Raw genomic sequence first — 13017 nt, forward strand, 5'->3', positions numbered from 1 at the left:
GATCCGCGTCATGCGAGTTGGCGTAGGGACCTGCCTCCTGTGTGCCGCGCTGGCGTTCGGCCTGCCGGTGCGTGCGGCGTATTCACAGACCGAGACGAAGCGCCCGATGGAGCCCGTCGACATCCTCGACTGGAAGACCATCGGATCCGCGGAGCTCTCGCCCGACGGCAAGTGGCTGGCCTACAGGTACAGTCCCGTCCAGGGCGACAGCGAGGTCATCGTGCGCGCGACGTCGGGCGACACGGAACGCCGCTACGCCATCGGCGAGATTCCTCCCGCGCAGCCGCCGCGTCCCGGGGGGCCGCCAACGCCGCCACCCGGCGCCGGCCCCTCTGGGTTTGCGTTCTCCGAGGACGGCAAGTGGTTCGCGTACACCACGTACCCGAAGCGCGCCGAAGCCGAGAAGCTGCGCGCCCAGCGCAAGGCGATCCAGACGGGTGCCACGCTCGTGAACCTGGAAACAGGCACCAGCACCGACTACCCGAAGGTGCGCCAGTACGCCTTCTCCGGCGATTCGAGCCTCGCGATCGCGTTGCATCGGTATGGTCCGGAGGGCGGCGGACGCGACAAGCCGCGCGGCGCCGACCTCATCGTGAGAGACCTTGCGGCCGGCACGGATCTGACAGTGGGTGGCGTGGCCGAGTACGCCTTCGACAAGACGGGCACGCGCCTGGCCTGGGCCGTCGACGCCGAGGGCCAGATCGGCAATGGTCTCATCGTCCGTCACTTGCGCACGGGTGCCGTGACGACAGCCGACAGCGGAAAGGCCAGCTACGAGAAACCGGCCTGGAACGACGCCGGTACGCATCTCGCGTTCCTGAAAGGCGTCGAGGACAAGGCGTACGAGGAGAAGCGATACACGGTGATCGGCGTGGATTGGTCATCGGACACGCCCGCGACGGTGCGCTTCGATCCCGCCGGCGATGCGTCATTCCCCGCTGACATGTTCATCAGCGCCAACCGCACGCCTGCATGGACCTCCGACGGCAAGGCGCTGCTCTTCGGTCTCGCGCCAGCCACGAAGAAGAAGGATGGCGAGGCCGCGAAGGGGGAGTCGACTGACGCGCCGCCCGCGCGCGGCGACACGCCGGACCTGATCCTGTGGCACTGGAAGGACGGACGCCTGCAGTCGCAGCAGCAGGTGCAGGAGCAGCGCGACAAGCGCTTCACGTACCTTGCGACGTGGCGCGTGGCGGACAAGCGGTTCATCCGCCTCGCCGACGACACGCTGCGCGACGTCGCGCCGCCGAAGGACGGACGATGGGCCGTTGGCGTGCAGCGCGAACCGTACGAACTGACGGCGTCGCTGGAGGGGCGTGTCTACCAGGACGTGACGCTCGTGGACATGGAGACCGGCACGCGCGGCGCCACGGCGACGAAGGTGCGCTGGGTGTACGGCCAGTCGCCAGACAGCACGAAGATCCTGTACTTCGAGGGCGGGCACTACCACGTGCTCGACGCGGCTGCCGGAACGTCTAGGCCGATCACGCGCGGACTGCCTGTGTCATTCGTCAACGTGGAGGACGATCACAACGTGGTGCAGCCGCCGGTGCCACCCGAGGGCTGGTCGGCAGACAGCCGCAGCGTGTTGCTCACCGATCGCTGGGATCTCTGGCAGGTGCCTGTCGATGGGGGTGCCGCCGTGAACCTCACCGTCAACGGCGTCCGCGACAGGATTCGCTACGACCGTCTCGTGCTCGATCCGGAAGAGAAGGGCATCGACTTCACGAAGCCACAGTACGCGGCGATGCTCGGTGAGTGGACCAAGAAGACGGGCGTCGCGCGGATCGCACCTGGCACCTCCGGCGTGGACGTCCTCGCGTTCGACGCGGCGGGCTACTCCCGCCTCATGAAGGCGACGCACGCCGAGACGTATGCGTACGCGTACGACACGCCGTCGACGTACCCAGACCTGCACGTGGCCGACGCGTCGCTGAAGGGCGCGCGGAAGGTGACCGACGGTCAGGCGCAACTGTCAGCGTACGCATGGTCGGCGGGGGCCAGGCTCGTCGACTACACGAGCGACGCGCCGAAGGGGCGCAAGGGCAAGAAGCTGCAGGGCAGCCTGTTCCTGCCCGCCGGGTATGAACCGGGCAGGCGGTATCCGACCATCGTGTACATCTACGAGCGGTTGTCCGACGCGACCAACAGGTTCGTCCATCCGACGGCGTACGGCTTCAACAGGTCGGTCTACACCAGTCAGGGATACGCGGTGCTGATGCCCGACATCACCTACACGGTGAACGATCCAGGCATGTCGGCGGTGTGGAGCGTGCTGCCGGCACTGAAGGCGGCGATCGCGACGGGCGTCGTGGATGCGGCGCGGGTCGGTCTGCAGGGGCACTCGTGGGGCGGGTACCAGACATCGTTCCTCATCACGCAGACCAACGCGTTCAAGGCGGCGATTGCCGGCGCGCCGCTGACCAACATGGTCAGCATGTACAGCCTCGTCTACAGGAACAGCGGCGGCGGCAACATGGCGATCTTCGAGAGCAGCCAGGGCCGCTTCACGGGCGGGTACTGGGACAACTGGGACGCCTACGTGCGCAACTCGCCGATCGCGCACGCCACGAGAGTGCGCACGCCGCTCGTGCTGATGCACAACGACCAGGACGGCGCCGTCGACTTCACGCAGGGCGTCGAGTACTACAACACGCTCCGCCGGCTCGGCAAGCCCGTGGTGATGCTGGAGTACGTCGGCGAGAACCACAACCTCGTGCGCGCGCCGAACCGCTTGGACTACACCGTGCGCATGCGGGAGTTCTTCGACCACTTCCTGCGCGATGCGCCGGCGCCCGCGTGGTGGACCGACGGCGTGCCGTTGCTCCGCATGGACAAGCACCTCGACGAGCGGAAGATCGCGCCGAAGAAGGCAGCGCCTGCATCGCCCGCTCCCACGCAAACGTCGGCCACGAGGCCCGCGGCATGATCGGCCTGCGGTTCTGACGCGGCACGCCGGCTCCTTTCGTGCCGAAGTCTCCATCCACCCGTCCCGGGCAGGCGCGCACGGATCATGCCCTCGCACGCGGCGGCGACTGGACGATGGTTGCTGGCCTGGTGGCAGCGCTGGTGCTCCAACTGGCGCTCGCGCTGACGCTGGCCGATCATCCGCTGCTGCAGCCCGTCGGCGATCTCGACGCGGGCGAGTACTGGCGCCTCGCGCAGCGTGTCGCAGCCGGCGACGTGCTGCTGCGCGGCACGCCGTTCTACGTGTCGCCGCTGTACATCTACTGGCTCGCGTTCGCGCAGGTGGTGACGGACGCGAGCGTGACGGGCGTGCTCGTCCTGCAGGCGGTGCTCGGGACGATCGCCGTCTGGCTCGTCGCACTCACCGCACGCGACTGGGTGCCTTCGGCTCGACGTCGTGTTGCGGGCCTCGCGGCCGGTGGCGCGCTCGCGCTCACAGGCATCGTCTCGCTGCAGAACGCGCTGATCCTGCAGTCGGCGCTCGACGCCGTGCTCATGGCGGCGTTCGCGTACGCGTTCACGCGGGCCGTGCAGGTGACGTCGCCGCCCGCGTGGCTGGCGTGCGGCGCGGCGCTGGCGCTGCTGGCCACCAACAGGCCGAACGCGTGGGTGATGGGCGTCGCGCTTGTCGCGGCGGTCTGGTCTGATGCTGACGCGTCACAGCGCGACGAGACCCACGTCCGCGCTGGCGCGCCACGGCGCGGCAAGTCGTGGCGTGGCGCCATCGCCCGGGCTGGCGTACTGGCCGCGGGGGCGCTGATCGTCCTCGCCCCGTTCACGCTGCGTACGGTCGTCGCGACAGGTGAGTGGCAGCTGCTCCCCGGGCACGGCGGTCTGAATCTCTACATCGGCAATCACGCGGGCGCCACGGGCACGTACTCGGTGATCGATGGCATCAGGCCGTCGATGGAAGGCCAGCGTGAGGATGCCAGGCGTGTGGCCGAAGGTGGCGTGGGACACGCGCTGACCGACAGCGGCGTGTCGTCGCACTTCGCGGGGCGCGCGCTGGCGTGGTGGCGCGACGCTCCCGTCGACGCCCTGCGACTCTTCGCGTACAAGGCATGGCTCTCGACGCACGCGTGGGAACTGCCCGTCAACGTGAGCTACGCGTGGTTCCGCGCGCACGTCACGCTGCTCGGACTGTTGCCCATCGGGGCATGGGTACTCGTGCCGCTCGGACTGGCTGTCGTCGTCTGCGGGCATCGCCTCGTTTCTGACGACATGCAGCATGCATGGTCGTCGTTCCGTCTGCTGCTGCCGGCGTACCTGCTGAGTGTCGCGGTGTTCTTCGTGGTGGATCGGTACCGTGCGCCGGCACTCGTGCTCGCCGCGATCGGTGTCGGCGTGCTCGCGTCGGCACGTCGCGCAACGTGGACAGGTATCGTGCGTTCGCCCTCGGTCATTGCCGCCGCGCTCGTCGCGATCGTGACAATGAGCGCCGGTTTCGTGCGACTGCCGTTCCACCTCGGAGAGGCCGACGCAGACACCAACATGGCGCTGCACGCGATCGAAGCGGGACGAGACGATGAGGCGCGCGGATGGTTGTCGCGCGCGGCGGCGCACCATCCGACGCCGGGAGTCGCGTGGCTGCGCGCGGGGCTGGCGTGGCAGTCGTCCAACAGGATGATCGACGCCGAGCGCGCGCTGCGCGAGGCGTACCGGCTCGATCCCGATGTCGGCGACGTCGCGTTCGCGCTGGGCGAGGTGCTTCTCGCGCAAGGCAAGGGGGGCGAGGCCGTGCCGTTGCTGGAGCAGGCGGAAGCCGCCGGCGTACGTCGCGATCGTGCGCGGCTTGATCTGGCACTGGCGCTTTGGCAGGCGGGTCAGCAGGACCGCGCGCGTGCGGCGCTCGACGAGCGTGTGCCTGTCGAGGGCTTGCCATTGCTGCGCGCGCGAGCGCTGGCGTCCGTCGAAGCGAGACAGACGGACCTTGCGGAGTGGTTGCTCGCCGAGTATCGACGAGCGGCGCCGGAAGACGCGGAGGTGGCCGAGAAGCTGGGCCTGATGCACGCGCGGCGCGGAGATCTCGCAGGTGCGGCGCTGTTGCTGGAGAATGCCGCGCGCCTCGAACCGTCCCGCGCCACAGCGCGCTTCAATCTCGCGGTCGTGAGGGTGCGACAGCAGCGTCGCGATGAGGCCATCGCCCTCCTGCGCGACGCCCTGCGCATCGATCCGTCATACGCCCAGGCGGCTGGCGCGCTACAGGAACTCGGAGTGCACTGACCGCCGGATGAAATCCGGCGATCAGCGCATTCCAACGTGAATCAGAAGTCGATCCTTGCCGTCAGCAGCAGCCGGCGCGGCGGCGCGTAGCTGGTTGGCGTACCGAAGCGCGAATTCGGCTGGTTGGTGTTGATCACCAGCGCGCGCGTGTAGCTCGCGGGATCACCGGGCACCTGCGTGCCGTTGAGTACGCGGGTGCGCGGATCGAGGAACGCGCGGTTGTCGCGGCTCAGCGCGGTCTGCGTGTCGAACAGGTTCAGCACGCGGGCTTCGAGCCTCGTCGTCACGCGCCCGCCCATGCGGAAGTTGTAAGCGACGAGGAAGTCGGCGTTGGTCCACGTGTCGTTGCGCGACGTGCCCAGCGGCTCGATCAGCAGACGATAGCCGCCGTACCAGTCCTGCACGCGACGCTCGTACGGCGTGCCGCTCTGCACGCGCAGATAGCCGCCGAGCGAGAGCGCGTCGGTGACCATGTACGTGCCGAACACCTTCAGCACGTGCGGGCGATCCTCGCCGAGCGGCCCGTACCTGTAGTCGTCCTCGACGAACACGCCGGGGCCATCCTGCAGGATCGACGACGTGTTGAACACGGCACCGGCCGCGTAGTCGAGGTCGAAGTTGCCCTTCAACTGGCTCCACGCGTAGCTGATCGTCGTGCTCCACCGATCCGCCATGCGCCTGTTGATCTCGAGGGTGAACGCCTTGTAGTCGCGGCGCGCGTTGGCCAGGTTGTCCACGACGAACGTGGAGGCCGGAAGGACGCTCGGCTGGTCTTCGATGAAGTCCTTTGCCGTGCGATCCATGTAGAAGGCGTCGAGGCCCCAGTTGCCGCCGAGCGGCGTCGCGTACCCGACCAGCCATTCGTCCGTGTACGTGGGCTGCAGCCCTGGCCTGATGACGCGGTTCGTCGTGTTCGCGCTCGTCGTGTCGCTTATGAGCGCACCCGTCGTCGCGTTGAAGAACGGCGTGTTCTGCACCAGACGCAGGGGCGCGTGCGCGCGCGCGCTGCTCTTCTGGTCGCTGCCGTAGTAGCGGCCGTAGTTGGCGTAGACCTTGTCTCCGGCGCCCTTACGAAGCTGGTAGTTCACGCCGAGGCGCGGCTGTACCTGATCGCCGTAGTCGAACGTGAGGAACGTGTTGCGCGCGTCGCCGATCTGCTGCGCGAACTCGTCCTTGTTGACGAGCACGCCGGCATTGAGCACCAGACGGGACCCGATCTGGATGTTGTCCTGCACGAAGAAGCTGTACGTGCGCGACTTGGAGAGCTGCGGATTCTGCGTGGGGTAGTACTGCCCCTGCCACCGCGTGCCGGACTCGACCAGCGTGATGGTGCCCCACCCGTTCGCGATGCGCGTGAGGTCTTCGAGCGTGTCTTCGTACATGAAGCCCGCGCGGAGATCGTGCGACGACTTGCCGATGTTGAACACGGTGCCCGAGTTGACGCGGAATTCGTTGCGCGCGTAGTTCTGCCGGTTGAGGAGCAGGGCCGCACCGCCATACCTGAAGCCCGTGGTCGGATCGACCCAGTAGCCCATCCGGCGCAGGTTGTTCAGGTCGAATGTCGGGCGGTAGCCGAGGTCGGTACGCGCGACCGCCTCGCCTTCTTCATCGAGGCGGAGGTACTTGGCCTCGACGTAGTTGCGCTGCCCGAAGAACATGTTCCAGTTCGCCGTGGCCACGCGGTTGGTGCCCTCACTGTCTGTGGCGACCTCTGGCGAATCGTTCACGCCGACACCCGCGTACGCCGACGTGGATGGACGCACGCGATAGCCGGCGTTGATGAACTGCGACGCCGCGGGGGCGTACGTCACCTTCCCGAAGAACTCCTTCGTCGTCGTCTCGCTGTCGGGCACCGGACCGAGGTTGTTCACGCGACCCGACGTGTCGGAGCGCAGCAGCATGCCCGACGTGTAGAAGAACAGTCTGTCGCGCAGGATCGGGCCGCCGATCGCGTACGACGGGATCCACCTGTCGGTCGTGTTCCTGATGTTGGTGGCCTTGTTCTTCGCGTTCCACGCGGCAGGGATTGCCTCGAAGCGCACGCCGCCCTTGAACTGGTTGGTGCCCGAGCGCGTGACGGCGTTGGCCACGAAGCCGGACGACCGCCCGAACTCCGCCGTGATGGCGCCGCGCTTGACGTTGAACTCGGCGATGTCGAACTCGTTGACCTCGGTGCTCAGGTAGCCGAAGCCCGGGTTGGTGATGTTCACGCCGTCGAGCATGAACGTGTTGTCCTGCCGGCTGCCGCCGCCGGCCACCATGCCCTGGATCGGCGGGTTGTTGTCGGCCACGCCCGGCACCAGCTGGATCAGGCCCGCGTACGTGCGCTGCAGCGGCAGTTCCTTGATGAGTTGCTCACCGTAGTTGAAGTTGACCTCGGTGCTCTTGAGGTCCACCACGGGGGCCGCGGCACTCACCTCGATCGTCTCGTCGAGGTTCAGGCCGAGCACGATGTCGACCTGCGTGTCCATGTCGACAGACACGGTGACGGCGCGCTTCGCGTCGCCCCCGCCGGCCTTGGTGACCTCGAGCGTGTAGGCGCCGGGCAGGAGCAGGGGGAACCGATAGGACCCGTTGGCATCGCTCGTCGCGACGCGCTCGCCGGGAAGCGGCGTGCCGGTGAGGCGAATGCTCGCACCGTCGACGAGTTGGCCGCCCTGGTCGAACACGACACCGGAGATCGAACCCGTGGTCTGTGCGCGGACAACGGCGGGAACCGCCAGCGCGAACAGGGTGAGGACGCACGCAACCGAGCGCGTGATGGACATGACGACGACTCCTGCAAGGCGACGAGAGTGGAGGTGCCGGCGGCACACCGGTCTGTCGTCGCAGATGGGTGAACCGCTGTGATGCTACAGACGGACGGGCGGACGCGCAACAACGGCCGGCAACCGGCAATCGGCAACGGGCAACCGGAACGCGCTCCCGCGTGTAGCGGCCGGATTCATCCGGCGCCCGACGTGGCCAAACCGGTTGCCTGTTGCCGATTGCCGGTTGCCGTTCTTCTTCACCCTGCCAGCGTCGCCGCGTAGACCGCCGCGCCGAGGAGGCCCGTCTGTCGATTGAGGACGAGCGAGACGGGCATGCGTTCGACGAGCGGGGTCATCGGGGGCTTGTTGCGGAACGCGTCGAGGAAGTAGGGCTGCTCGAACGCGCGCAGGATGCGTGTGGGAATGCCGCCGCCGAGATAGACGCCGCCCGTTGCCACGCATTGCAGGCCGAGATCCGCCGCGGCGCTGCCGTAGATCGAGACGAAGAGCTGCAGCGCTTCGACGCACTGCGGATCGGATCGGTCGAGGCCGCGACTGCTGATCGCGGCGGGCAGCGCCTCGTCGGCAACGCTGCCGAACAGGGGCGAGCGATTGTCGCTGGTGAAGCGCAGGAGATTGACGAGTCCTGGACCCGAGATGATGTGCTCGTACGTGGCTCGACCGTAGCGCGCGGTGAGGAATTCGAGCAGCGCCACTTCGCGCGGACCGTGTGGACCGAAGTTGCCGTGACCACCCTCCGACGGCGAGGGCACGAGTCGTCCGTGCTGGCGGACGAGGATGGCCTGGCCGAGTCCGGTGCCCGCCGCCATGAGACACGCGTTGCCGTCGGCGTCGAACTCACCGGCCTGCAGCACGAACAGTTCGTCCTGTCGCAGCGCCGGCACGCCGTACGCCATGGCTACCAGATCGTTCAGGAGCCAGACGTGCGCGATGCCCGTCGCGGCCATCACCTCGCGTCCGTCGATGGCCCATGGCACGTTGGTGAGGCGCGCGACCTGTTTGATGATCGGCCCCGCCACGCCGACGCACGCGACCTCCACTTCCTGCGGGCGCACGCCGACACTCTCGAGAAACGTCGTGACCATCGCGGGCAGGCCCGGGAAGTCGAGCGTCACGTATTCGCGGACGTCGAGCAGTTCCGGCCGTCCCTTCGTGGCGCGAAACAGGCCGAGTTGCGTCTTGGTCCCGCCGAGATCCCCCGCCAGCAGCATGCGGGGGAGGATAGCGGAAGAATCGGAAACGGCGGGAGTGCTACGCTCGGGCGATGAGTGACGCGCGGGTGCCGTCGCGGGTGGTGCGGGCGCGGTTTCCGGCGCTGCGGGACGACCATCTGCGGTCGCTGGCGCAATGGCGGCTCGTGCAGCCGTCGCGCGAGCAGGGCGAGACGTCGTACTCGTTTGCCGACCTCGCCGTGCTGCGCGACGTCAACGAGGCGATCGCCAACGGCTCGCCACTCAAGGCCATCGTCAGGCAGTTGCTGGCCGAGAGACAGGGGCAGTTGGCGCTGTTCGATGGCGGTTCGTCGTCCGACGACTCGCCCCGCACGCGCGTGGTGACCCTGGCGCCGCGTCAGTCACGCGCCGACGAGTCGGTGCCGAGCGCGGGCGTCGACACCACGCGGGCCGAAGCCGCGTTCGAGGTCGCCACGGCACTCGAGACCGCCGGCGGACATCCGCGCGGCGTGGTGATGCGTGCGTATCGCGAGGCGCTCGCTTTCGACCCCACGCTGGTCCCGGCCCTCATCAACCTCGGGAACCTGCACTACGCCGACGGCCACCTGCCCGAAGCGGCGGCGCTCTATCACCAGGCGCTGCTGCACGCGCCCGATGCGTTCGAAGGCTGGTTCAACATGGGCCACACGCACCACGACGCGGCGCGCTTCGCCGAGGCGGTGCGCTGCTACACGCGGGCGCTCGACCTCGACGGCGAGTCGGCCGAGGCGTGCTTCTACCTCGCCGTGGCCTACGAGAAGCTCGGTCGATCCCAGGACGCGCGACCGCTGTGGCAGCGGTACCAGCGCGTGGCGCCCGATGGGGAGTGGATCGCGCTCGCGCGCGAATTCGGCGAGTAAGGGACTAGCGGACGCGGAAGGTGATGATGCCGCGGACCGGGTCGTAGGGCGAGACGCCAACGGTGACACGGTCGCCGGGGACCACCTTGATGCGGAACCGGCGCATGCGACCGCTGAGCTGCGCGAGCACTTCCTGGCCCGAATCGCATTGCACGCGGTACAGTCCGCCGCTGTGGACGGCAGTCACGGTCCCCTGGACGTCAATCAGATCATCTTTGCTCAATCAGTTCGTCTCCAACACGGCATTGTCCCACACTTCACTCCAGCGCCCTGACGGCCGCTTCCACCTGCCGGGCCAGCGCCGGATAGTCGTCGCCCTCGAGGCGGAGCGGTGCCCCGAAGCGGACGATGACGCGGCCGGGTGTGGGAAAACGGGCTTTCTGGTGCAGCACGCGGTCGACGCCGACCAGCCGCACGGGGACGACAGGCACGCCCAGCCTCGCTCCGATCATCCCGATGCCCGCCCGGAACTCGTTGATCTCGCCACCCATCGTCCGTTTGCCCTCCGGGAAGATGAGTAGTGACTGCCCTTCTTCGAGGAGCTGCCCGATGTAGCGCAGCGTGTGACGGGTTCCGGCCTCGCGCTGCGGGATCGGGAAAGCGTTGAAGAACAGCGACGCCAGGCAGTAGTTGAGCCCGTTGGTGACGCGCTGCGAGAGCGGCCGCCCCGCCGGATGGAAGTGCGCGTCGAAGAACTCCTTGGCCATCGCCACGGCCGTGGCGTACCGCCATCGACGAGGCAGCGCCATCAGGACGACGGGGGTGTCCATGTGGCTCTGATGCGTCGAGGCGAACACCACGGGACCCTCGAGTCCCGACAGGTGTTCCAGTCCTTCCACACGCACGCGCGCGAACACGCGTCCGAGCGGCAGGATCCACGTCGGCAGGCTCAGGCGGCGCAGCCAGCGGGCCGGCCATGTCCGGTTCCAGCGAGGGAAGTCGAACGGCGTGCGGTCGTCGGCGCGAGTGGTGTCGATCCCATGTGGTGATGGCGTTGGCACGCGCGATGCGATGTCGCGCGGTTCCGTGTCGCCAGGCTCCGTCGTGTCGGTCCGAGGGACAGGGTGTTGGCCGACGAGCGCACGCAGATCGCCGACGGTCACTGCCGCCGCGAACGCCCCCTCGTCGACGATGGTCTGGAACTGCTGCTCGAGCGCCATCAACAACTCGACGCGTTCGAGCGAGCTGAGGGCCAGCGCGCCGAGCGCCGTGTCGTCGTCGATCTCGCGTCCTCTCGCGAAGCGCGAGACGGCGTGCAGCAGCCGATCCCCTCCCGTTGCGAGCATGGCGGCAGGCTGTTCGCCCGACTCCACCCACGCGCGCAACGCCGTGCGTTTCAGCTTGCGCGTCCCCTCCGTACGCGGCAGTTCGCTCGACGTCCAGATCGATGCGCCACGGACCTTCTGATGCGCGTCGAGACGCGTGTTGGCCTCGTCAACGACCCGCGACATCTGCGCCGGATCGTCGAGCACGAGCACGGCGTGCACGCGTTCCTCACCCTCCTCGCGCCGCCCGACCACCGCCACGTCGCGCACGCCGGGCACTGCCGCCAGCACGCGCTCGATATCGTCAGGAAAGACGTTCAGCCCGTCGGCCGTGACGATCATCTCCTTCTTGCGCCCGAGGATGTAGAGCCGCCCCTGCTCGTCGAGCCCACCGATGTCGCCGGTATGGAGCCAACCGTCCTCGGTGGGCCTTGGGCCCTCCAGCTGGCCGGTTGCCGGTTGCCGGTTGCCGGTTGCCGGCGTGGCGCTCTGTCCGGTGCCCGGTGCCGTCACATACCCCCGCGACACGTTGTCGCCCCGCACAAGGATCTCGCCATCGTCGGCGATGCGGACTTCGACGCCGTGGATCGGCTTGCCCACGCTGCCCTTGCGTGCGTTCAGCGGGTGGTTGAGCGTGACGATCGGGGCGGTTTCCGTGAGCCCGTATCCCTGCACCACGAGGAAGCCGAGGCCGCCCCAGAACTCCTCGAGCGCCGGATCGAGCGGCGCGGCACCAACCACCGCCGCCCAGAACTTGTAGCCGAACGCTCGATGGACCCGGCGGAAGCGCCACCAGCGCCGATACCACTTCTCCTTCGGCAGCGGCGTGATGCCGCTGTCGGGCGCCGGCTGCACCGCCTGCGTATCGGGAAAGCGATGCCTGACGTGTTCGCGCAGCACGTCGAGGATCTTCGGCACCGACACGAGCACGGAGACCCGCCGCGCGCGGATCTGGCGCACGATGTCGCCCGGCGCGAGGCTGCGCATGAACACGACGGTGCCGCCGAGCATCGGCGGCACGAACGTCGCCATCGCCTGCCCGAACATGTGACTGAGCGGCAGCAGGTTCAGGAAGCGGATCGGCGAGAACGGACGGATGTAGCGCCGATACTTCGCCATCTCCCGCTCGATCGGGACGATGTTGGCGAGCACGTTTCGGTGCGTGATGATGACGCCCTTCGGCTCGGCTGTCGCACCTGACGTGAAGATGATCTCCGCCGTGTCGTCTGCGGTGATCGACACGGGCGGCGCGTCCGCGGGCGCCGTGTCGTCCTCGCGCAGGCACGAGGCCAGCGTCCATTGCGGGAAGGCGTCCGACACCGCCTGCTGTTCGACATCGTCGCCGACGATCAACAGGCGGGCGGACACGACGGCACCGATGCGATCCACCAGGGCCGGCGCGGACCGGTAGTCGATCGGGACGACGATGATGCCGCGCAACAGGCAGGCCCAGAGCGCGACGATCCACTCCGGACGATTCTCGCCCCAGAGCAGTACGGCCTCGCCCTTGCCGATACCCGCTGCGTGGAGCCGCGCGGCGAGGCGCCCCGCCGCCGCGCCGATCTCGTCGTAGCGAAACGTCCGCGTGCGATAGCCATCGTCGTGCACGAGGAACGGGTCCGTGCGTCGTGTGGCGTCGACGAAGAAGTCGATCAGCGTGGCGCGGGCCGGAGGCTGGCCCGATCCGGCCTGAGACGTCCCGCGGGAACCGGAGACCATG

The 13017-nt window shown here is 68.2% G+C and carries 7 protein-coding genes; 3 read left to right on the forward strand and 4 right to left on the reverse strand.

The genetic code is table 11. From position 1 onward, the window contains the following. Positions 1–10 precede the first annotated feature (10 nt). The gene (locus IT182_03280) at positions 11–2929 is read left to right on the forward strand and encodes a S9 family peptidase (protein MCC6162352.1); all 2919 of its coding nucleotides are present in this window, start codon (positions 11–13) and stop codon (positions 2927–2929) included. A gap of 38 nt (positions 2930–2967) precedes the next feature. Continuing rightward, on the forward strand, positions 2968–5190 hold the full coding sequence (locus IT182_03285; GenBank protein ID MCC6162353.1) for a tetratricopeptide repeat protein: 2223 nt from the start codon (positions 2968–2970) through the stop codon (positions 5188–5190). A 41-nt stretch (positions 5191–5231) separates the two neighbouring features. On the opposite strand, the gene IT182_03290 is transcribed toward IT182_03285, so the two are convergent. Beyond that, positions 5232–7958, reverse strand: a complete 2727-nt coding sequence (locus IT182_03290) for a TonB-dependent receptor (GenBank protein ID MCC6162354.1) — start codon at positions 7956–7958, stop codon at positions 5232–5234. A gap of 239 nt (positions 7959–8197) precedes the next feature. Further along, positions 8198–9172 carry a glucokinase gene (glk, locus tag IT182_03295; protein MCC6162355.1) on the reverse strand — a complete coding sequence of 325 codons (975 nt, stop codon included), beginning with the start codon at positions 9170–9172 and terminating at the stop codon, positions 8198–8200. A 53-nt stretch (positions 9173–9225) separates the two neighbouring features. Between glk and IT182_03300 the strand changes: the two genes are divergently transcribed. Further along, positions 9226–10032: a tetratricopeptide repeat protein gene (locus IT182_03300; GenBank protein ID MCC6162356.1), complete on the forward strand. Its 807-nt coding sequence runs from the start codon at positions 9226–9228 to the stop codon at positions 10030–10032. 4 nt (positions 10033–10036) lie between these two features. On the opposite strand, the gene infA is transcribed toward IT182_03300, so the two are convergent. Together infA and IT182_03310 are read right to left on the reverse strand one after the other, a co-directional pair. Beyond that, positions 10037–10255, reverse strand: coding sequence for a translation initiation factor IF-1 (gene infA, locus IT182_03305; protein MCC6162357.1), 219 nt, complete (start codon positions 10253–10255; stop codon positions 10037–10039). Positions 10256–10289: 34 nt separating this feature from the next. Beyond that, entirely contained in the window at positions 10290–13016 is a 2727-nt protein-coding gene (locus IT182_03310; GenBank protein MCC6162358.1) for an AMP-binding protein, read from the reverse strand. Between the last annotated feature and the right edge of the window lies 1 nt (position 13017).

The sequence above is a fragment of the Acidobacteriota bacterium genome (assembly GCA_020845575.1).
Taxonomy (GTDB): Bacteria; Acidobacteriota; Vicinamibacteria; order Vicinamibacterales; family Vicinamibacteraceae; genus Luteitalea.